Below are 23,348 nucleotides of genomic sequence, written 5' to 3'. Positions count from 1 at the left end.
CACTGGCAAGCTTCCTCAATTGTTATTTTTTATCAACATCATGTCCGCCAAATTCATTTCTCAAGGCAGCCACAACTTTACCGGTAAAGGTATCATCTTCTAAAGAACGATAACGCATCATCAATGACGCCGCAATAACTGGTGTTGGTACTTGTAGTTTCAAGGCTTCTTCCAAAGTCCACTTACCTTCACCTGATGAATGCATTATTCCTTTGATTTCGTCCAAATTAGGATCTTTTGAAAAGGCAGATTGTGTTAACTCCATCAACCAGCCACGGATAACTGAACCATGTTCCCAAACTTTGGCAACTGCTTCTTTGTTGTAATCAAATTGACTGTGTTCCAAGACATCGAATCCTTCAGCAATTGCTTGCATCATTCCGTATTCGATACCATTGTGAACCATCTTTAAATAATGACCGCTACCGGCTTTACCAGTATACAAGTATCCGTCTGTTTGAGCAATTCCTTTGAAAATTGGTTCGATATATTCAAAAGTTTTTTCATCGTCTCCACCGATCATGAAGTTACCATCACGATTAGCACCGCTCATACCACCTGAAGTACCGACGTCAAAGAATTTAATTTGTTTATCTTTCAAGATTTGGTTATGTTTCAATGAATCCTCGAAAAATGAATTGCCACCGTCAATTACAATATCATTGGGATCAAGAATTTCGCTAAGCTTATCAATTGTTTCATTTGTAGGATTTCCTGCTGGTAACATTACCCAAACAATACGTGGAGCTTGCAATTGTTTGATAGCATCTTCCAAAGTTTGTTCTACTTGTGCACCTAGTGTTGAGGCATCATTTCTGGCAGCGTCACTTAAATCAAACGCTACTACTTCATTTCCATTACGAATCAAGTTCTCTGTTAAGTTGATTCCCATCTTGCCTAACCCAATCATTGCTAATTTCAAAATAAATCCTCCTAATTTGTTATCACAAGGATTAATTATACATAAAAAAGCCGCACCAAAAACAACATTTTGGTACGACCCGATTGCTAGAAAGGTTGATATCATAGACTTAATTGGCTGTCTAGCCCATGAACTTGTTCCACCAGTGACCTTTTTTATCGTCGTTAACTTTTTCATTAACACGTTCTTTAAGATTTTCACTGTTATTAGAAGTTGTAGTTTCAACTTTTTCTGCATCTTGTTGCTTCAAAGTATCTAACTCAACTTGTAATTCTTCTTTAGCCTTTTGGGCGTCATTAAGCTCATCTTGCAATTCTTTAATTGTAAGTTCGCGTTTTTTATTTTCAGACTCTAATTTGGCAACAGTTACCTGTAGTTCCTTAACTTTTTCTGCGTCTTGTCCAACTTCAGCCTTGTCTTTCTTTACTTCAGAGGTTGGATAAATTTGCATTGCAGATGTTTCCAGAGTCATTTTAGGACCATGGCTCAACTTAACCATTTCCTTAAAATCTTCGATGTTCTTTTGCGTATACAAACGATTATTTTGACTATTACGTTCAAAATATTTACTATTCTCAGTCGTGCGTTCAACGATCAAAGAGTATTTACGCAGTGTGGCTACACTTATCCCTAAATCTTTGGCAGCTTGTGCAGGAGTTAATAAATTGTTGCTTTTTACTTTAGTCAAAAGGATTCCCCCAAGGTTGTTTCATTCTCTTCATTATAAAAATAATAATTGTGAAGTTCAACTACAAAATCAATGTAGTTCAAATTTAAATCATCCTTGCTATATTTTAACCTTGAAATTGGATATACTAAAGACGTAATAACAAAAATATTTACTCTTAGCCGACACAGTCGGTTTTTCTTTGGTGTATAATTCATCTTACAAGAACAGAAGGGGAAATCATATATTGTCAAGTTCTACAATTACAACAAATTTCATTATCATTTTGCTTACTTTCATTTTTGCCTTCTTCTTCGTTGCTGCTGAGTTTGCTTTAGTTCAAACCAGATCTAGTCAACTGGAAGATGCAATTTCCAAGGGCAATGGTAATACCAAAAAATTAAAACGTGCTCTGATGATGGTCAATAACCTCAATGAGTACCTATCAACGACTCAAGTTGGTACTAGTATCGCTGGTATCATTTTAGGTTGGATCGGTGAAAGTACAATCGAATATCTACTGGTTGAAGTATTGGGTGTCGCCCATATCTCAGCTGGTGGCAGTAGCGGTTTGCATGCTGTTAGTTCCATTGTCGGTGTGCTTTTACTAACATATCTAGAAGTTGTTTTAACGGAAATCGTTCCTAAAAACATTTCAATCGATATGCCAATGACGATGTTAATGCTTGTCGTTACACCGCTTAGATTCTTCCACATTGCCGTTTATCCATTCGTTTGGTTACTAAACGTATCTGCTTCAGGTATCGTCCGTTTAATGGGAATGAAGCCCGCTGACTCTGAAAACGAGGTTTTCTCCCAATCAGAAATTCTTAGACTTTCCAAGTCATCTATTAAGGGTGGCGATATGGAACCTGACGATGTTATCTTCATGCAACGTGCTTTCGAATTAAACGACAAAGTTGCTAAGGATATCATGGTTGATAGAACTAGTCTTTACGTTGTCGATATTACCGATAAAGTTAAAGATGTTATCAAGGATTACTTACAACAAGGATTTTCAAGATTCCCTGTTGTAGCCGATAACGATAAAGATAAAGTCTTAGGTTACGTTTATGCTTACGATATTGTCCGTCAGAATCAAGTTGACGGTAACGTTGGCATCAGCCGTATTTTAAGATCAGTTAATACCGTTCCTGAAACAATGCCAATCCAAGATATCCTATCTAAGATGATCAAGAAACAGACACCTATCGTCATCGTTGTCGATGAATATGGTGGTACCAGTGGTATCGTTACCGATAAGGATATTTACGAAGAATTATTCGGTACTGTTAAGGATGAAATTGATGATGTTTCTGATGAATATATCGTCAAAAATCCTGACGGCTCTTACAATGTTTCTGGTAAGACAACGCTTTATGACTTTGAACGTTACTTCAGATCCGATATTCCTGAATTCCAGGATTCCGATATTATCACCGTTGGTGGTTATATCATTGAAAAGTATCCTAACATTCAAAAGGATTTTGAGTTCGAAATGGATAACTTTAAGTTTAAGGTTGCTGAATTCGATCACGGATTCGTTAACTGGTTTAAAGTTACTGTTGATAAAACGGCCGTTACCAAGCAAGATAATTTAGCATCACTTACTGATGTTGATGATTTAAAAGATTAAAACTAGATAAATAACCAGTAGCTCAATTATGAGTTGCTGGTTATTTTTTTGAATCCATATAGTATAAATTTGCCGTCCTCCACAAAAATTGGGAATGCTGTTGGAACGCTATGGGCACGATTTTGAACTAATTATTTTACACTTCGTGCAAAATAATTAGTTCAAAAGTCGGCCTTATTGTAATCGGCAAAGCCGATAACAATAATTTCATAGCTGAACGCATTCCCAATTTTTGTTCCGGACTAGTTTCCTGTTCTATTGCTTGTATATTTTTCAAATATTAAATAGTAAAGATAACATCTACTAGGGATTTCAGGTAAGTTCCTATAATTAATAAACATTTCTTAAACCAAAATTCATAATCCTCACCTAATTACATATAACCATCTAACTGCCGCAATTTTAGCAAATAATAATAGAATCTGAATATTTTCTACTGCCGGCAGCATACTTATACCATATCGGTTGATATTATTTCTTTACAGAATAACTAGCCCAGAACGTTGGAATATTGAAATCATGAAGTTTACCTTCACTGTTGGTGTCTTCATACAAATCAACAATTTGAAAACCGGCTTGGATTTGTCCGCGTAATTGTTCATCCAATGTATGTGAAAATTGAACACCTTCTTCTTCAAGTGGGAACTCTTCTTTGATCTTATCATCCTTTAACGGATTGTACGGCAGAGCATGATAGAGTTTAGTTTCTGTCTTATCAAAGATATAGTTGATGCCATTATCCATCCCTACTAGCAGGCGACCACCTTTTTTCAAAATACGTTGGCTTTCTTTCCAGACATGTTGAACGTCCTCTATGTAACAGTTAGCGACTGGTTGAATAATTAAATCAAAACTGTCGTCCGCAAATGGCAAAGGTTTAGTCATGTAGCCACGGATAATTTCGATATCATATCCTTCTCGCTTGGCGACTAATTCTTCGGCATCTAATTGTTTTTGTGAGTAATCGAAGACTGTACAGTCAGCACCTAACGCCGCAAATATTGGCATTTGTTGTCTACCACCGGATGCTAATCCTAAAACTTTTTTGCCAACTAATGATTCTGGAAATCAGTCACGTGGTATTTCTCGATTAGGTGTCAAAACCATACGGAATTCGCCCTTTTGTGCCTTAACGTATTCTTCATGAGAAATAGGTGTGCCCCATTCCCAGCCTTCTTTAACCCACTGATCAATAATTTTCGAATTGAAATCTGTATAATCCATTGGCTTTACCCTCACTTGTAAAATTTCTATAATTATAGAATTAATATTCTCCTATAACAACAAAAATAACCAGCCAACATAGCGTCGACTGGTTACTTAAATATTATTTTTCTTTACTACTTTTCAAACCTTCAATTTTACTGAAATCGATCAAGTTCAATTTATTAATAAACAAGATTGCAATAATTACAAGTAATGATAAGAATGAAGTTCGACGAGCTACTTTTTGCGTCGTCGTTTCAAAGTAATCAACTACTACTTTACCTTTACCATTAACAGTTACTTGGGCCAAGTTATTATTGGTCTTATCAACACGTAGTTCTGATACTTTACCCTTCGATTGCGTACTTTGGAAACCATAGTAGCCGATAATTGGTAGATCGACTTTGGCGTTCTTTGCATTCTTAAAGTTAAAGCTTAAACGTGTTCCATACTGTTTGAAATCAGTAATTTTAGCCTTACCTGTCATTACCTTAGGCTTGTGTTTACTTCTCTGTAACTTACTTAAATTAGTGCCAACAGGTAGATACTCTTGACCACCGCCGATACTATAAGGTTCGGCTTGATTGTAAGTCTCATAAGTATTTCTTTGAAGCGGTGAATTATTTACTAAACGGTATTCAGACGAAACTGCTATCAGCATAACGAATAGCATCAAGACAACTTTCATCGTACGTTTCTTAAATAATCCCAATGGATCAGCCGCAATAAAGACTGCTAATAATAATGAAGCAATCATGTAAAAACGCCATGGATACTGGATCATCTTAAGTGGTGTTTTATTCAATAATTCCCAAGGGAACAACTTAGTGCTGCAGAGCAGCATTCCTGCACCAATCAATGAGAAATCACGAACGGCTTTATTCTCAATTTTAGTTAAGGAAATAAAGACCACTATTGCCGCAAATAACATTACGATTCCCGGATTTGGTTGATCATAAATATTATTCAAACTAGCATGAGCCATATCAGAAAAATCTGGTGCGGTTGCTACTAAGTTTGGATTCGATTGCGTTAAGAAAAACTTGGTATGTTTCATCTGTTCCAACATTGGTAAGAAATAAGCCACCGTTAGAAGTAATGAACAAATCGTAGCCCAGCAAAGTGATAAGAGACGCGCTGGCGTTTTTCGTAATTCAGCAATTTGGCAGATTGCTACTATAACAATCAAAATAGCCAATAATAATGGTGTGATGGCGTGTGAATAAATTACTCCCGTCATACCAAAAGTTAGATACAACCAATTCTTATGTTCACCATAGAAGACTTCATAAATACCTAATAATGCTATCGGTAGAAAGACAAAAGCCCCTATTTCGCCTAAGTCATGACGATACAAGACGTCAATCATTCGATAAGTTGATAACGTGTAGACGAAACTGAATACTAGACTGCTCCAATATTCTTTTCTAATTTTATAAAAGCAAAGGAACGACACGCCCATCGTCAAAAAGGTTAATAAAATGTTCAAACTAATAATTGCTTGAGCACTGGAGTAACCCATCAAACGTAAAAAGGCGGCTGGATAAAGCAAGAAGTCAGAATAAAAGATATTAACAATATATCCAAAACCATTCATAAACGACATATTGATAAATGGGAAGTACTGGTGGCGCAGTAGCGAATGATATAGTCCCTCAATTCGCATATTATGGAACCGATCATCACTTGTTCCTAAAAACGACCAAATCTTATCTTGAAAAATCTGTGCTTGATAGACGGCCAAAATGCTGACCAGTAGGAAAAGAACAATAGTAGCGACTACAATTGCTATCTTTTTCCAGTTCTTTTTATTCAAAAATGTTAATTGCATAACAAAATACCTTTCTTAGTAATAAACACAATACGTTTATTATACTAACTAGCTTCCTGTAAAAGATACTCATTTTTTCATTCTTTTTTTCTTACTATAAAAAGTCAAAAAGAAAATCAACAAACTAGATATCGAAATAATTCTACTACTTTTTTGAATCCACGTTTGATAATAATCAACTCTGACAGTACCCTTCCCGTTCAGTGTTACTTGTCCTAAGCCAGTTTGAGGATTCATTTTTAAAGCTGACACATTGCCAAGTGAATTTTTAGCCGAATATCCATAATAACCAATTATCGGTAGATTGATTCTAGCGTTGTTTGCATCATTAAAATTAAAACTAATTTTAGAGGCATTTTGTTTAAATCCAGTAATTTCAATGGTACCTTTTTCAACAGTGGGAACGTGTGCCATTCCCTCTAATTTCTTCAAACTAGCTTGTTTAGGCAGATATTCTTCCCCACTACCAATACTATAAGAATCTAAGTGATTAAACGAAGTATAGGTATCATATTCGTGAGGATAATTTTTGACTAACAATAATTCTGAATTTAACGTCAACACTAATATAAAACCGACGAGAATAACTTTTAACTGCTTTTTAGCAAAGAGATGTAACGGATCGGCTGCCAAAAAAATACTGAATAACACTGTAATCAACATATTCAAACGCCAGGGAAATTGAATTATCCTCAAAGGTGTATCTTCCAACATTCCCCATGGAAACAGCTTACTAGTCATTATTAAAAATATTTCTCCAATAATGGCAAAATCTCGAACAGCCGGATTCTTCACTTTCCAAACAACAAACGGAATGGCGATAGCAACAATAATCAGAACCAGACCGATGCCTTCCTGATAGAGATCATTATTAAAACTCCACGTGAAAATATCTTTAAGAGAATTACTCCTCTGTGCCACATCCACCAATGGCGAAGTTAATTTAAATTTAGTTTGATTAAGTTGCTCAAACATTGGCAAAAAGTATGCCAAACTGAACACTCCAGCTAGTAATCCCGAATAGACTAATCTTAAAATCCGCCGTGGTTCTCGAATTAAAATTTTGATTCTAAATAAAATTACGCAAAAGATTAACATTCCAATCAATATTGGTGATAAGGCATGAGCATAAATTACCATGACCATTCCCAAAGTTAGAAAGTACCACTTACTAGAGTCGTCGTAAAAAATCTCATAGATTCCCAAAATAACGATCGGCAAAAATGTCAAAGTTAGCGTTTCACCGATATCAAAACGTCGTACCATGTCAAAGATCCGATAGGCACTTAACGTATAAATAAAGCTAAACAATAAGCTCTTACCATCGTTATGACTAACATAACGGTAAGCATAAAAAGCAATCAAAAAAGTAGCAAAGTTAAGGATGACATAATATGTCACAAAAGCTTGGGCTGTGGTCAAACCAATCAATCTTAAAATAGCCGCTGGATAGAGCCACAAGTCAGCGTAAAAGACATTAGAAATATAACCAAATCCACCCATGAATGCCATATTCACAACTGGAAATAATTGTCCCTGTTTAAGAGCTTGATATAAACCTTCAATTCTCAACACGTGAAAACGACCATCCGTATCAATATCCAAATAAGACCAAATATGACCATTCTTCAAGTCCGTTGTATAAATAATTGCCACGCTCATAACGAGAAATAAGACCCAGATAGAAATCATTTTGTGCTGTTCAAAGAATTTTTTCATAGTTTCATACCTAAAACAAAAAGAGGAAGTTCAAAGACATCAGTCTTCAAACTCCCTCAAGATATTTTTCTATTCTTCAATAATATTGACACTCTTATCGATTAACTCTTTTGAATTACTAAAAGTTAACAGCTGTGTTTTAGGATCAACTTTCAATGATAAGTGTTCATCCAGAAAATCTTTTGCACTGTCTTTAAAATAAATCGTTCCTAAAGCACTGTCCAAATGGACTGTATAATCTGATAAATCTTCATTTGAATCGACCACGATAATTCGAAATTTGGTTAAGAGTGCGCAAGTACCCTCATCTGAAAAACGTCCAAATCCATCATCTAAATCTAGCAAAAGATTCTTACCAGCGTCAAAATATTTTTTTAATTTAATTTGTGCCTCATTGCTTAATTCAATTTTCATTAGCGACCTCAACTCAATACTTATACTTCATCGTACTTCCCCAATCGATCAAACTGAGAATAAATACCATAAATATAATTGTTATGTAACTTAAAAATATCCCATTGAGGACATTGTATAATACATCCCTGACATTATAGTCAATATTGCTTACGATAATATCTTGTAACGGATAGTAAATACAACCTAATACGATTGCTAACAAGATTGAGGTACAAATACCGACTGTTCCCAAATGATGGAAGAACAACATATTCGAGCTAACCTTGGAACGTAACCGTATCGCCAACAGCAGAAAAATTCCGGCAGCCGCTACCATAACGGTCTTGATCAACTTTTTAATTGTTTGAATTCTGACGATCACCGACTCTATCGGCCCTAAATCGTTATCGACAATTTGGTTCATCATATCTTCATTACTTTTTATCACCGTATCGATTTCATTATCGATATTCAGACCGTAACTTTGTGCTTCAGCTTTTAATTTAGTACTGATAGTAGCCAAGATGGCACTACCAATTGTTAATTGCGAGTCATCGCTATACACCTCATCCACGGAGGTATTGATTATCTTTTTGACATCTTTATTAGTTAAGTTAACAGATGATAAATTAGCCGAAATGGAGTAACTGTTGACTAGTCGTCCCAATCGCTGATTGGTATAATTCTTGATCAACGTTACGTTAGCTTCACTGCTGACAACTTTCTTCACATAATTACTATTCAGAACAGTAGACAGAGTGATACCCAAAAAGACAATTACCATTAGACAAATTGATAACAAAATTAATGTAAAACCGTGCCTATTGTAAGACAATGACTTGCTCATAATTATTTCTCCATAGCTAGATTAACAATCTCTTGAGGCTTGTTGACGATCCATTCAGAGTCAGCGGCCTTTAATTCGTCATAGTCGCCAAATCCATATGTAACGCCAATAGCTTTCAAATTGTTTTTATGTGCCCCTACAATATCACTGCTACGATCCCCAACCATAACAAGATTCCTTGTATCTAATTCAACGGAAGTTTTGTCGATTCCATAAGAAATAACATCTTCTTTTAATGAACGAACGGACTCATCTTCGGCTGCACCGAAAACATGTCTGATATATTCTTTCATATTTAATTGGTCAATAATTCTTTTAGCAAAAACTTCAGGTTTAGAAGTGGCAATAAACAGTTGCTTATCAGCCTCTTTTAATTCCTTAAGCATATCCAGAACACCATCATAAACAGTGTACTGCATCCAGCCTTCTTCTTGATAATATTCCCTAAAGGCGGCTATACTTTGATTAATCATCGGATCATCTGGTGCTAAATGATCGTATTTTTGAAGTGAGGCACCCAGAGTTGGTCCAATGAAAGTATGTAATGTCTCATCATCATGAGGAATATATCCCAAAGTATGTTGGTACATATATCTCAAACTTTTCATAATTCCTGCTTCAGAATTAATAATGGTTCCATCGAGATCAAAAAATAAATTGTTCAAATTAAATTCATCCTTTTATGTTAAATTTAAGTTATGTAAAGATTATATAGCATTCAATTAAAAATAACTAACAGTCGTAGGTAGAGTATGGTAAAAATTAAAAAACCGAAAACATATACCAGCCTCGAAGAAGGGCTCACGGGTCAGCAAGTCGCCACCCAAGCTCAAAAGGGACTGACAAACGTACAAATCAAAAAATTATCGCGTCCAATACCAAAAATCTTGGCCGATAACTTATTCACATTATTCAATCTTCTAAATTTAATCATCGCTATTTTGATTTTTTGGACTGGTTCTTATCGGAATTTATTCTTCTTAGGACCAGTAATTGCTAACATTATTATCGGTAGCTATCAAGAAATCAGAGCTAAAATCACTGTCGATAAAATAAGCCTCGTCAACACTCAAAGTTTCACCGTTATCCGTGACAAACACAAACAAGAAATTACTATCGATCAATTAGTTGAAGATGACATCGTCTTGGTTAAACGTGGCGATACGATTCCTGCTGACGGAATTGTTCGTTATTCTAACGGATTACAGATCAACGAATCAAGTATCACTGGTGAATCAGATACTATCAACAAGTTAGTTGACGATGAAGTCTTCTCTGGTAGCTTTGCCATTGCTGGACAAGCTAAAATTCAATTGACTCAAGTCGGTCATGAGAGCTTCGTTTCTAAATTGTCATCAGCCGTCGGTAAGGAAAAACGTTCTGTTAGCGTTTTAATGAAAATAATTAATAACATTATTAAAATTTTAACATACACTATCATCCCTATTGGACTTCTTTTATTTTTCCGCTCATTCTTAAAGAATGGCGATGTTTCCCAATCAATTTTAGGAACTTCCGCTTCCGTTATCGGGATGATTCCTGAAGGTTTAGTTCTATTAACTGCTGTGGCATTGGCAACTGGTTCTTACAACTTATCCAAACGTAATATCTTGGTACGATCACTTAGTGCAATTGAAACTCTGGCTCGAGTCGACACCTTATGCCTCGATAAAACCGGTACGATCACAACTGGTAAGTTGACGGTTAAAAAGACCATCACCTATAACGGCTTCAGTACCGCTCAAGTTCAGGCCATCGTAAGTAAAATTGTCGAAGCAACCCAGGAAACTAACGCGACTGCCTTGGCGATTAAAAATTTAGACGCTGAAGTATTTAAGACTGAAGTTAAAAAAGTTATTCCTTTCTCATCCGAAACTAAATATTCTGGCTTTATAGATGAAGAAAACGTTCGTTACATTATGGGGGCTCCTGAATTCATTATCAAGAACCCCGCTCCCGAAGTTACTCAGACTGTAGAGAAAGCTGCTGAAAAGGGCTTTCGTGTGATTGCTATTCTTAAAGAAACTTCTCAACAGACCCTTTTAGGTTTGTTATTGATTTCTGATGAAGTCAGACCTCAAGCGCCTTCTACCTTCTCATATCTTAAGAACCAGGGAATCGATTTAAAAATCATTTCTGGTGATAATCCCGTGACAGTTGCCAATGTAGCTGCACAAGCTGGCATCTCCACAGGGAATAATTACATTGATATGAGCAGTGTCAAAGATGATGAAGACTATCATGATTTGGTTAAAAAGTATAAAGTTTTCGGTCGTGTTCGTCCTAATCAAAAAGCCGATTTAATTAAAGCCATGCAAGACAATGGTCTTACTGTCGGTATGACTGGGGATGGTGTCAACGATGTTTTGGCCATGCGCCAATCTGATTGTAGTGTTGCCATTGCTGGTGAAAGTGATGCCGCTGAAGCTTCAGCTGATTTTGTTTTATTAAACCGCAACTTCGATTCAATGATTTTCATGTTGAATGAAGGTCGTCGAGTTATCAATAATGTTGAAAGAGTAGCTTCACTATTCTTGATCAAAACAATTTATTCCGTTGTTTTGTCGATCTTCTTCATTATTTTAGGAACTGGCTATCCTTTCCAACCATCACAACTGACACCAATCAATGCACTAACAGTTGGTATTCCGACGTTCATTCTGGCTTTGGAACCAAATTACACACCACCAGCTGGACGTTTCATGCGTAACGTTATGGAAATAGCTTTACCGTCTGCCATTTGTAATATTATTTTCATCGTGGCCATTTCAATTTTAGGTCGACACTTTAATTATAATTTTGCGACAACTTCAACTCTTTGTGTCTTCACAATCGGTATTATCGGTTACTGTGCCTTGATCTCAATTAGTAATCCATTGATTGTAAGAAAGAAAGTTATGATTGCTATCTCGTTTGTTTTATTCATTATTACCTTTATCTTTGGAAACAAACCATTCGGATTGCAAAGTATTTTGACTTTGAAATACGCATATCTCTTTGTAGCCATCTTCTTGATTGCTTGGCCACTATTCATGTTCATGCGTGAAGTCTTAGGTCGAAGAGTATTTTCTAAAATTAATTGGAAGTAAAAAAATCTCAATCCATTTTGGACTGAGATTTTTTGTTACCACTATTAATCTTTTACTTCACCGGCCTTAACCCACATATTAGTGGCGACTCGATACATTTTAATTCCATTGATCTCGGCAATTCGATCTGTATACCAAGGTGTATTCTTTCCTAGTACTTTTTCAGTATTCAACTTGCCCTTACAATCATAAACTGGTGTCTCTTTCGAAGTTACAATTACATCACTGAATGGCACGTACTTATAAGCTTTATCTGTCCTGATATACTTATCAGTTGCCACCCGATAATATTCAACACCGTTGATACTCTTTAGCTGATCGGTTACCCAATCGCTAGCCTGTGCTAAATCCACATCTATTGCTTTACCGTTAGCATCGTAAACTTGAACGGAACCACCATCAGGATAGGTTGAAACTAAGCCTAAATCATCACTGTCTTCTGCTTTCTTCACAAGGATTTGGACATCTTTACTACCATTCTTAATCTGATAAATGGCATCATCAGCGTTGATTAATGTGTATCCTGTCGGAACTTTCAAATTGAGATTTGAGCCAACTGCACCCTCACCCGTCTGAGTTCCTACTTCTTTATTAGTATTCTCGTCAATATAAGAAATTCTATACGAAGTATCAGCCTTTGTTACATAGCTAGTAAAGGTCATATTCTCCTTATTGAGCAAAAACCCATATGAAGATAAGTCGGCCAAACTATAACCATCTGGCGCTTTAACGTTGATATAATCGCCTAGGTTGCCCTGGCCTGTAGTTTTATCAACTACTTCACTAGTCTTTGAATCCTTGTATTGAATCGTGTAATCCAATCTTTCAGCCGGAATGCTAGGAATCGACTTTCTAGTTAAATAAATAGTCTTCTGAGGAGTCTTACTGTTCAAAGTGAGCATCATATCTGAAGCATTCGCAAAGTCGTAACCACTTGGAACCTGTAAGACAATCGAACTTCCTTCATCCCCTGTACCAGTTACATCTTTACCAATTTGTTTATTAGTATCTTTATCTAAATATTTAATATCGTAATTAACACTCTTGGCAATTTCAATAGTCTTAGATGGATTCTTAGCATCTACTTTAAACGTCTTTTGAGCGTTACTCAAAGTATAACCACTAGGAAGCTTAGATGTGTCTACCGTTATGGTTGAACCATCTGCTGCTTGGCCAGATTGTGTATCGATAACATCACCAGTATTTTTATCCTTAATAATAAAATTGTAATTAACCTGTGTTGTATCACCTGAAACAGTTATTGATTGGTTTTGTTTTGTATAAATAATATTTTGTCCAACAACATGATTACCTTCGTCGATAACTGGAGTTCCATTATCATCAATTCCAGTAGCCTCATAAGTTACAGTATATTTTCCAGGCTTAGTGATATCGACCGTACCCGATTTTATAGTAACGGAGTACTTATTGCCATTAGAATCAGTAATCGTAACTGGCTTAGCTAATCCAGTTTTATCATTTAACTGTAAAGTTCTATTACTCAATTGTTGCCAATTTGGTTCTTGAAAAATTTTTACATGACGAATTAAAGGAGCACCTTCCACGTTATACGTTGTATCAGTTGGAACAAATACAATTTCTCCACCTTTAGTATCTATATCCGGACTTATCTGGGTTATTTTAGTTTCAACAACAGCTTTATGTCCATTTAGGTCTGTTTTGTTACGCGATAACTTGGAAACATTAGTGCTGGAATCATTTAAATGATCCCCACTAGTAATTGCATCATTAAATGAACTTGGCAAACTGGTTCCTTTAAAGTTCATCGGATCTGCTCGTCCTGAAATTAACTCTGGTTTGAAATAATTATATTTCAAATTGAAAGTTTTAGTTTGTTCGCCATTTTTATAACTGACTTTTGATGCAAAGTTAGTTTTTTTATCGCGTTGTTCAATTGTCATTGTTAATGGATTTCCCTTATCATCAACAATTCCCAATTTATTTTGCAGTAAAGTCTCATATTTTTCATTGCTGCTATCGACGTCTTCTTGAAAGATTGGTGAAACCTCAAGTGTCTGTCCATCTTTCAAATCAGAAAACTTTTGTTTACCCGTCGTTACCGCATCCGATAAAGAACTGGTTGCCTCAATTACGGGGTCTTCTTTCAATTCATTTTTGACATGAATTTCCTTTGATTTACTTGCAGCCTCAACGACTGAAGTATTAGCACCCAGAATTGTTGCGGATAGCAATACCCCAGTTAAAGCTACCATTTCATATTTTTTCATAAAAACATATCTCCCTGATATTCTTATATGAATCTACACCTCTAGAATAGCAGTTACGATAGCAAAAGGGAGACACATTTTCAGAAAAGTGTCTCCCTTTTTTATTCTATTTTTATTTAAATTCTTCTTCATGTTTATGATGTTGCATAAACTCACTGTGATTCTTTTGCATTCCCATCAAATAGACGATGGACAATACTATCACGGCAAACATTGCTAAAACAGCATGTGGCTGTCTCATTATCAGCAACAAAATTGTTAACAATACTAAAACTAATATTGAAATTCTTAAAGTAACTCTGGGAACTTTATCTTTCATAATGTCATACCTCTTTTGAACTTCTAGGTTAATTATGAAAGCAAATTTCCAGTTACGCAATTAAGACGCTTGTTAATTTGCCAAATCGTCTCCATTTGATTCGATAACTTTCTTGTACCAGTAGTAACTCTTCTTAGGTGTACGGCTGAAGTCACCTTCTTGATTATCGTCACGGTTAACATAAACGAAGCCATAACGTTTTGCCATTTGACCAGTACCTGCAGATACCAAATCAATACAGCCCCAAGGAGTGTAACCAATCAAATCGACACCATCTTTGATAGCTTCTTTCATTTGTTCGATGTGACCCTTGAGATATTCAATACGGTAATCATCGTTGATTGATCCATCTTTTTCAACAGTATCACGAGCACCTAAGCCATTTTCAACGACCATAACGGGAATTTCATAACGTCCATAAACGTCATTTAGATACCAACGAAGTCCCTTAGGATCCATTGCCCAGCCCCATTCACTGTACTTGAGGTAAGGGTTTTTAACACCTGTACTGAAGTTACCTGCAGCTTCGGCTTTACTTGGATCTGCTGTCAAAGCGTTTGATGAGTAGTAACTGAATGTGTAGTAATCAACAGTTCCTTCTTTAAGAACTTCTTTATCTTCAGCTGTGATGTTCAATTTAACGTTGTGTTCATCCCAGAAACGTTGTGCAAAGTGTGGATAAGCACCGCGGACTTGAACGTCACCACAGTAATAGTTGTTAATTTCGTTAGCTTGTTGAGCCTTCAAAATATCATCCGGATTTGATGTCAATGGATAGTTAACATTACCAGCAATCATACAACCAATCATATTTTTAGCATTGATCTTGTGACCAATTTTAACAGCTAAAGCACTGGCAACGAATTGATGATGCAAACCTTGAAGATTATTTTGAATATCTTCATCAGTCATTTCACCGTTAAATGGAGCAGCACCATCTTTAACTGGTAATCCTAATGACATATAACCACCGAACATCATACCGATATTAATTTCATTAAATGTTAGCCAATAGTGAACTAAATCTTTATATTCTGTAAACAAAGTTTGAGCATACTTAACGTAGAAGTCGATAACCTTACGATTATCCCAGCCACCATAAGCTTCTGTTAAATGATAAGGCATTTCGTAATGTGAAATTGTAACTAATGGTTCAATGCCGTATTTGCGACATTCTTCAAAAACATTACGATAGAAATCCAAACCTTTTTGATTAGGTTCAGCGTCATCACCATTAGGGAAAATTCTTGTCCAAGCAACTGACATACGGTAAGTCTTGTAGCCCATACCGGCTAGTAACTTGATATCTTCCTTGTAGTGATGATAAAAATCACTACCCTCATGTGATGGATAATAGCCATCAGGTTGTAACTCTTTAGTAAATGTACGTGGTTTTTCATAAGTTCCACCTAGCAAAAGATCAGCGGTACTAGCTCCTTTACCATCAACATCCCAGGCACCTTCATATTGATTGGCGGCAGTAGCTCCACCCCACAAAAAGTTCTTTGGAAATTCTGTCATAGTCCTTACTCCTTCATTTTCAATATAATTATATGTTAACGCTTTCTGGCATAAAAATTAAAGTTTATTTTAAATCAATGATACTGTCACCAGGTTCAACATGACCATCAACCAAGACTTTAACATCGTTATAGTTCTTCGAATTAGTAACAATAATTGGCGTTGTAACGTCATAACCTTGATTAGTGATTCCATCAACATCGAACTCCATTAACAGTTGACCTTGATGTACTTCTTGACCTTGTTCAACGTGACTAGTGAAGCCTTTACCTTCTAGTTGAACGGTATCCATACCGATATGAATCAATAATTCGGCGCCGCCTTTTGAATTAATACCAATAGCATGTTTAGTTGGGAAAACAACACTGATTGTTCCATCAACTGGTGAATAAATTTTTCCTTCATCAGGAAGTACTGCGACTCCCTTACCAAGTGCTTCTGAAGCAAACACTTCGTCCTTAACATCACTTAATGGAACTGTCGAACCTTTAATAGGACTAATAATTGTTTCTGGTGCAACGGCTTCTTTTTCAACTGTTTCTGGAGCAGCAGTTGTTGTAGCTGTTGCTGAACTAGCCATAGCAGTGGCTAATTGTGGTTCTGCATCATTTGAAACTGGTTCTTTAACGGAATTTTCGTTCTTAAGATCCTCTTTGCTGAAACCAAAGACTAATGAAAGACCAAGTGCAATCGCAAAGGCAACAACCCATGAAATAAGAGCACCATAAACTGACATGTCCATACCACTAGCACCAATATAACTAGGGAATAAGAAGACACCAAGTCCTCCGACCATATAAGACTTAGTACCGAATAGTCCCATTAAAGCACCACCAATACCGGCACCGATACAACTCATTGCGAAAACCTTTTTGCGAGGTAAAGTAATACCATAAATGGCTGGTTCAGTAATTCCAAAGATACCTGACAAGAAAGCTGACCAACCAAGGCCTTGAACTTTCTTACTCTTAACTTTCATAATAACGGCTAGAACAGCACCAATTTGAGCGAAAGATGCGGCACCAGTTAAAACAAGAATTGGATCATAATGAAGATTTTGAATATTTAACATTGCCAATGGAACAAGTCCCCAGTGTAAGCCAAAGATGACAAGAATTTGCCACAAACCACCAATAACAGCACCCGTAATGATTGGACTTAGGTTGTAAAGAGCTGAAGCACCAGCGGCTAATCCGTCACTGATCCATGAAGTAATTGGTCCTACAACTAGAAGTGTCAATGGAACAACAACAATCAAAGTAAAGAATGGAACTAAGAAAGTTTTAACAACACTTGGAATAACTTTCTTCAGGTATCTTTCAACCTTAGAAGCAATCCACATAGCTACGATGATAGGAATAACTGATGAAGTATAGTTCATCATGATTACTGGAATCTTTAGAAAAGTAATGTGAATTGGTGAAGATAACGCTGTACCAGCAAATAAAGTGAATAATGGTTTACCAGTTACAGCAGTTGGATTCAAAGCAACAATGGTTGGATAAACTAGTGCTGCACCAATTGATAATCCAATAAACTGATCAACGCCGAATTTCTTAGCGGCTGATAATCCTAAGATAATTGGTAGGAAGTAGAAGAAAGCATCCCCAATTGCGTAAAGTATAACGTAGGTACCAGAAGCTTTAGTTACCAATCCTGTTGTTACTAGAATTGTTGCCAAGCCTTTGATCATACCAGTTGCAGCCAAGCAACCTAAAGCTGGGGCAAAAATTCCTGAAATCAGATCAATGAATTTATCTAACAAACTAGTTTTTTCATCGTCTTCGCCATAATCGTCAGGAACAGTTCCACCATCTGGGAAACCACCTACTTTGACGACATGATCGTAAACATCAGCAACTTCATTACCAATAACAACTTGGTATTGGCCACCACTTTGAACAACTGTTACGACACCGTCAGTATCTTTCAATTCTTCAGTATTAGCTTTCTTTTCGTCTTTTAATTTAAAACGTAATCTCGTGGCACAGTGAACAACACTTTTAACGTTATCCTTGCCACCGACTAATTTAACAATTTTTTTAGCTAAACTATCGTAGTCTTTCATAATATTTTCTCCTTTACCAGGCAAACAAAAAAGCTCAAGAGGTCACACTACTATTCACCAATAGTAATGTGGTTTCTTGAGCTAATGCCTGCCGAACAGTAACACGCTAGTATTTAATTTTCCCGATGGGTTACTCGCCAAACATGTAAGATCAAATACATTTGATCATTTGACGACAACGCCCACCCTTTAGTATTTCGTAAGAATGTAGAAATCTTTTGAACAGTTTGATTCTCTTGAGGATATTTAGCAATCATTAATTTCAACAAACTAGGGTCCAATTGTTCACCAGCAGGCTTGTTGGATTTGATTTTTTTAATTAAGAAATATCTCAAATGCGATACCAGACGACTATAGCTGAATGATTCATCATCCAAAGTCTTGTGGTAACTGATTTGAATAATATTGATGATATCGGCAATTATCTTGGAAACTTGGATCGTGTCCTGAAGGGATTCTTTTTCATTCTCCAAATTAACAAAGTGATAAGTCAAGAAGACCAATTCATCCTTAGCAAACTTAATTTTCAAATCCTTATCGATAATTTTAATTGACCTTAACGCTGCTTGATATTCTTTAGGAAATAATTTTTTTACTTCCCAGTTAACTGCTCTATCTGTAAACTCAATGTGCTCTTTTGCCCGTTCGTAAGCAAAATTGATGTGATCAGCCAAAATTAAATATTGATAATCATTAAATTTAACCTTTAAAAAAGATTCGACATCGTTAACTATATCAGAAGTTACATCAATGATAGATTTATCATATTCCCCTAAATTATCAATGTTTGCTGTATTCTCCGACTTGAAACGTTGGGTTATCTTTGATGCGTCCACCAAATCACCCGTTTTCTTGCCAAATCCGATGCCTTTGCCAATAACTACCCATTCAACATGATGGTCATCAACTACGAGGGCCGCATTATTATTATAATTTCTTATAAATTTCAATGACTTACCCTCCTAAAAAAAATACCCACTAATTGCACACTAAAATATGCACAATATTAGTAGGTTTATGCCTGATCGAATCAGTAACACACATCGTTTACAGGAACCATGATAGCGGTTTCTTTATAAGACGTCAAGTCTCTTTTTGAAATTAAGCTATAAAAGTATCAAATATTATTGTAAAAAGTGAATTTTTTAAGGCACATTTAAACTTACTTTGGTTAGATAATCTTGGTCAAAAAATTGATCAAATATAATGTAAACGTTGTCAATTAATAAGTATTGAATAAACGCTACAAATTGTCCAGATACTTCGTTATACTTGACCTAACAGGGCTTAGGGCATCATATCAGCAAGCAAAAAAATCGTTTTTTATTAATATATTTTTTATCATGATATTATGCTAATAATTAAACAAACTAAGGAGTCTTGAATATGCCAAAGAAAATTGCTGTCGTAGCTATGAATACCAAGAAGATTCCCTATGTCGGTGGTAATGAACTTATCATCACACTCGATAATCAAAAAGTTTGGTACACCGCCAACACTAAACAGATTAGAATCCCCTTTTTAACAAATGTTCTCAATTCAATGATGAACAACTTTTTCAATACTTTTATGAAACGCTCAAATAAGCAGAACGTTGTCAAAGCTAACTATTTCTCTAAACAAGTTGCCCGCTACTTGCTTAAGAACAACTATGATCAAGTTGTTTTTGAAAATGAACAGCTCAGAAGAAATATCTCTCGTCGTCTTCAAAAGAAGACAACCACTGTCCCAGAAACTTTACTCGCTTAGGACATAAATAAGGTCCAGAAATCTTAATTGATTTCTGGACCTTATTATTTATCTAACGGCACTAACGATATCTTCATCGCCAGTAACAAAGTTAATATCTTTCTTAATTGTAGAAGGTGTTTCCAAAGCTTGTGTAATAACTTTAGCTACATCGGCTCTTGGAACACTGCCACCTTCATAATTGCTTTGAATATTGATTTTTCCAACAGCATCATCATTCGTTAACATTCCTGGATGAACAATTGTGTAATCCAAGTTTGTGCTACGAAGATATTTGTCCGCATAGTGTTTAGCAATGTAATATGGTCTGATTCCGGAAGCTTCCCACTTACTAGGATCATCGCTGTAAACGGCACTGACCATTACATAACGCTTGATTCCTAATGTTTGGGCGACATCCATTGTCTTGATGGCACCATCTAAATCGATTTCCATCGTCAAATCGTATCCAGCTCCACCAGCACCAGCGGTAAATACGATTGTATCAGCTCCAGAAGCTTCAATCGAGTTCTTGATTTCTGCTATCGGTGCAGTTAAATCAATATATTGTGTTGCAATATCCTCTGCTTGATAGGCCTTGATTTGTTCTTCATTACGCAAGCCAGCCACAAAATGAATCTGTTTGTTTTGAAGTTCATCAATCAATAAGCGTCCCACTTTACCATGGGCACCAATAATAAGTACTTTCATTACAAATACCTCCTCGAGTAACTTCACTCTAACAATAAGTATTTAATTTTGCCATTATTATGTATCCTATAAAAAATATCCAGAAATCAATTTAATGATCTCTGGATATTTTTTAATAGTTAACTTCTTTATTAGCTTCCAACTGATATTCGTGACCACGTACTTTCACAACACAGCCACGGTCAGCTTTGACCTTTATTGTATTATCTTCAAAAGTCAGTCGATACGTTATACCTTGAAATTGTTGAGCAAACGATAGTTTCTGCCATTTACTTGGCAATTGCGGATCAATATTCAACTTACCATCCACAAAGCTTACACCGGCAAAATCACGCATGATCACAGTTAGTACTGCACCCATGACACCAGTATGAATACCGTCAGCAGTTGTTCCGCCTTGGATATCGTCATAATCGGAACGGATTGCTACTTGTAATTTGTTCCAAGCTTTATCGACATCCCCTAAAGCAATATCGATACTAGCATATACAGGTCTAGAAACCGTTGAACCATGTACCGTTCTGGCTAAATAATAGTCACGGTTCTTTTTCAACCAATCACTTGGTAAATTATTGCCTAACTGTTTTAAAGTTTTTTGCATCACTTGTGGACCTAAATTGTAAATCATCATCAATGAATCAGCTTGTTTATCAACTTGATAATCATTAGCCGACTTATTTTTAGCTGTCAAAATTCGATCGATTCGATGAATATCGCCATACTCTTTTTCATAGTCAGCTAAATTCAAATTTTTCAATTCGAAATAGTGATTGTACTGCTCGATAATACCCTGATCATTGATATAGATTTTCAGTTTATGAGACATCTCATCAGCTTTACGAATTAATGTTTCGTCAAAATTAGATTCCTCGCAAGCTTTTTTAAAAGTTTCTGGCATTTCTTTACGTAATTTCAATAGCCAGGTCAATGACCAGGCCACCATCAAATTAGTATAAGCATTATCTGACAAACCACCTTGATTCGTATTAGGGTAAGCTTCATGGAATTCATCTGGTCCCATAACACCGGATAGATGATAGTTTTCACCGTCGTATTGAGCCTTTTCTAGCCAAAATTTACTTGTTTGTAAAAGAACGTCTAACCCGCCTTGCTTCAACAAACTGTTATCACCAGTCATTTGCGTGTAACTCCAAATATCATACACGACAGCTAAAGATACGTGACGTTGTAATCGTGAATTGTCCGGATACCACTCATTAGTCATGGGATTTAAATGAATCAATTGTGCTTGTTCATCCCCGATACTAGCTGACTGCCAAGGATACATGGCACCATGTTCTCGTTGTAATTCGGCATTTCTTCTAGCAGCTGGCAAACGTTTGATTCGATACTTCATCAAAGCTTTAGCCGTTTCGGGTTCAATAGTCGTGTAGTAAGGAACAAAGAATAATGCATCCCAGAAAATATGACCACGATAGCCTTCACCTGTTAATCCACGTGAACCAACTGAGGCGTCTAAATCTGGATTGGCCAATTTTTGTGCTGCCTGATGTAATTGGAAAATATTTAATCGAATCAATTTTTGAATATCTTTATCATCAGTTTTCACTTCGACATCGGCAGTTTTCCAGAATTCTGACCAATGCTCATGGCTATTTTGACTGACTTTATCAAAGGTTCCTTGATCAAGAGCATCTTTGACAATCTTTAAATAGTTCGAACTTTCATAGTCAGTCGCTACTGTCATAACTCGCTCAACGCTCAAAATTTCTTTAGCAGATAATTTAGACGTCGTACGATCCACAATTGAATCCTGATTATAAGTCGTTTCAAAATCAGCATTGGGACTGGTAGTTTTAGCTCCTACAGCAAACTTAATATTTGATTGTAAAGTTTTTGCCTGCAAAATATGGTCCGACGTCTTGACTACTTTGAATTCTTGACTGTTAAACTTGCGATAACGAGCAACATTCTGATTTTGAATTTTACCATCCAATACCATTTCAACGTTCACTTGAGCTGAAAAATCTAGTGATATTTCCACTTTTAGAGCCAAACGATGATATGAGACTGGGTCACAAACTTTTATTGTCTTAACGAATAAATGTCCTGAATCAACTGGATAAACTAATTCTTCTGTTAAATTACCTTCGCGCATATCCAGCACGGCTTTACGTTGGTCATACGGAACCGTAATTTCAGTTTGATTAACTTTAATTTTTAACAATTGAGGATTAGGAAAATTAACTGGATCTTCATTCACAATATCTCGAGAATTAACTTTAGTCGTTGTTTGATTGAAAATTCCGGCAACATACAAACCGGGATAATGATTATCGTTATAACGACTCATCAATGGAGCACCCCGCCAACCAAGGTAGCCATTGCCCAGAGTTAACAAAGCTTCTTGACCATAGGATTTAACGCCCTTTGGCGTATCTTGATAGATTATTTGCCAGTTTTCTGTCATAACGACCT

At 36.1% G+C, this 23,348-nt stretch carries 18 protein-coding genes and 1 pseudogene; 3 read left to right on the top strand and 16 right to left on the bottom strand.

Annotated elements, in window-relative coordinates; all coding sequences use genetic code 11:
- Positions 1-22: 22 nt before the first annotated feature.
- Positions 23-922, bottom strand: a complete 900-nt coding sequence (gene gnd / locus U8526_RS05340) for a phosphogluconate dehydrogenase (NAD(+)-dependent, decarboxylating) (protein WP_334340933.1) — start codon at positions 920-922, stop codon at positions 23-25.
- Positions 923-1,043: 121 nt separating this feature from the next.
- Positions 1,044-1,610 carry a hypothetical protein gene (locus tag U8526_RS05335; protein ID WP_334340932.1) on the bottom strand — a complete coding sequence of 189 codons (567 nt, stop codon included), beginning with the start codon at positions 1,608-1,610 and terminating at the stop codon, positions 1,044-1,046.
- A 226-nt stretch (positions 1,611-1,836) separates the two neighbouring features.
- Here U8526_RS05335 and U8526_RS05330 point away from each other — a divergent pair, with 226 nt between their 5' ends.
- Positions 1,837-3,225, top strand: a complete 1,389-nt coding sequence (locus U8526_RS05330) for a hemolysin family protein (RefSeq protein ID WP_334340931.1) — start codon at positions 1,837-1,839, stop codon at positions 3,223-3,225.
- A gap of 471 nt (positions 3,226-3,696) precedes the next feature.
- On the opposite strand, the pseudogene U8526_RS05325 reads toward U8526_RS05330, so the two are convergent.
- From U8526_RS05325 to U8526_RS05295, 7 genes and pseudogenes are all read right to left on the bottom strand, one after another.
- Positions 3,697-4,260, bottom strand: a pseudogene (locus tag U8526_RS05325) (class I SAM-dependent methyltransferase); the annotation flags it as partial.
- Between the two features lie 33 nt (positions 4,261-4,293).
- The gene (locus tag U8526_RS05320) at positions 4,294-4,449 is read right to left on the bottom strand and encodes a methyltransferase (RefSeq protein WP_334340930.1); all 156 of its coding nucleotides are present in this window, start codon (positions 4,447-4,449) and stop codon (positions 4,294-4,296) included.
- A 103-nt stretch (positions 4,450-4,552) separates the two neighbouring features.
- Complete coding sequence (locus U8526_RS05315) at positions 4,553-6,262, bottom strand: hypothetical protein (protein WP_334340929.1); 1,710 nt, start codon at positions 6,260-6,262, stop codon at positions 4,553-4,555.
- 69 nt (positions 6,263-6,331) lie between these two features.
- Complete coding sequence (locus U8526_RS05310; protein ID WP_334340928.1) at positions 6,332-7,981, bottom strand: YfhO family protein; 1,650 nt, start codon at positions 7,979-7,981, stop codon at positions 6,332-6,334.
- Positions 7,982-8,050: 69 nt separating this feature from the next.
- Positions 8,051-8,395: an iron-sulfur cluster biosynthesis family protein gene (locus U8526_RS05305; protein WP_334340927.1), complete on the bottom strand. Its 345-nt coding sequence runs from the start codon at positions 8,393-8,395 to the stop codon at positions 8,051-8,053.
- 13 nt (positions 8,396-8,408) lie between these two features.
- Positions 8,409-9,224 carry a hypothetical protein gene (locus tag U8526_RS05300; RefSeq protein ID WP_334340926.1) on the bottom strand — a complete coding sequence of 272 codons (816 nt, stop codon included), beginning with the start codon at positions 9,222-9,224 and terminating at the stop codon, positions 8,409-8,411.
- Positions 9,225-9,226: 2 nt separating this feature from the next.
- The gene (locus tag U8526_RS05295) at positions 9,227-9,889 is read right to left on the bottom strand and encodes an HAD hydrolase-like protein (protein WP_334340925.1); all 663 of its coding nucleotides are present in this window, start codon (positions 9,887-9,889) and stop codon (positions 9,227-9,229) included.
- A gap of 87 nt (positions 9,890-9,976) precedes the next feature.
- On the opposite strand from U8526_RS05295, the gene U8526_RS05290 reads away from it, so the two are divergent.
- Positions 9,977-12,313 carry an HAD-IC family P-type ATPase gene (locus U8526_RS05290; RefSeq protein WP_334340924.1) on the top strand — a complete coding sequence of 779 codons (2,337 nt, stop codon included), beginning with the start codon at positions 9,977-9,979 and terminating at the stop codon, positions 12,311-12,313.
- 44 nt (positions 12,314-12,357) lie between these two features.
- On the opposite strand, the gene U8526_RS05285 is transcribed toward U8526_RS05290, so the two are convergent.
- The 5 genes from U8526_RS05285 to U8526_RS05265 all read right to left on the bottom strand — a co-directional run bounded on the left by U8526_RS05285 (position 12,358) and on the right by U8526_RS05265 (position 19,420).
- Positions 12,358-14,562, bottom strand: a complete 2,205-nt coding sequence (locus U8526_RS05285; protein ID WP_334340923.1) for an SLAP domain-containing protein — start codon at positions 14,560-14,562, stop codon at positions 12,358-12,360.
- A gap of 112 nt (positions 14,563-14,674) precedes the next feature.
- Positions 14,675-14,881 (bottom strand): hypothetical protein, encoded by a 207-nt coding sequence (locus U8526_RS05280; protein ID WP_334340922.1) that lies wholly within the window; start codon positions 14,879-14,881, stop codon positions 14,675-14,677.
- Positions 14,882-14,953: 72 nt separating this feature from the next.
- The gene (locus tag U8526_RS05275) at positions 14,954-16,402 is read right to left on the bottom strand and encodes a glycoside hydrolase family 1 protein (RefSeq protein WP_334340921.1); all 1,449 of its coding nucleotides are present in this window, start codon (positions 16,400-16,402) and stop codon (positions 14,954-14,956) included.
- A gap of 64 nt (positions 16,403-16,466) precedes the next feature.
- Positions 16,467-18,470, bottom strand: coding sequence for a beta-glucoside-specific PTS transporter subunit IIABC (locus U8526_RS05270; RefSeq protein ID WP_334340920.1), 2,004 nt, complete (start codon positions 18,468-18,470; stop codon positions 16,467-16,469).
- Between the two features lie 113 nt (positions 18,471-18,583).
- Positions 18,584-19,420 (bottom strand): PRD domain-containing protein, encoded by an 837-nt coding sequence (locus tag U8526_RS05265; RefSeq protein WP_334340919.1) that lies wholly within the window; start codon positions 19,418-19,420, stop codon positions 18,584-18,586.
- Between the two features lie 436 nt (positions 19,421-19,856).
- Here U8526_RS05265 and U8526_RS05260 point away from each other — a divergent pair, with 436 nt between their 5' ends.
- Complete coding sequence (locus tag U8526_RS05260) at positions 19,857-20,219, top strand: hypothetical protein (protein ID WP_334340918.1); 363 nt, start codon at positions 19,857-19,859, stop codon at positions 20,217-20,219.
- A gap of 48 nt (positions 20,220-20,267) precedes the next feature.
- On the opposite strand, the gene U8526_RS05255 is transcribed toward U8526_RS05260, so the two are convergent.
- Together U8526_RS05255 and U8526_RS05250 are read right to left on the bottom strand one after the other, a co-directional pair.
- Positions 20,268-20,909: an SDR family oxidoreductase gene (locus U8526_RS05255; RefSeq protein WP_334340917.1), complete on the bottom strand. Its 642-nt coding sequence runs from the start codon at positions 20,907-20,909 to the stop codon at positions 20,268-20,270.
- A 112-nt stretch (positions 20,910-21,021) separates the two neighbouring features.
- A complete protein-coding gene (locus U8526_RS05250; protein ID WP_334340916.1) occupies positions 21,022-23,340 on the bottom strand; it encodes a glycosyl hydrolase family 65 protein in 2,319 nt (772 codons plus the stop codon).
- Between the last annotated feature and the right edge of the window lie 8 nt (positions 23,341-23,348).

Origin of the sequence: Companilactobacillus sp. HBUAS56275 (assembly GCF_036913655.1) — a bacterium.
Lineage (GTDB): Bacteria > Bacillota > Bacilli > Lactobacillales > Lactobacillaceae > Companilactobacillus > Companilactobacillus pullicola.
The sequence above is the reverse complement of the archived record's forward strand: the minus strand, read 5'-3'. Positions and strand labels throughout refer to the sequence as shown.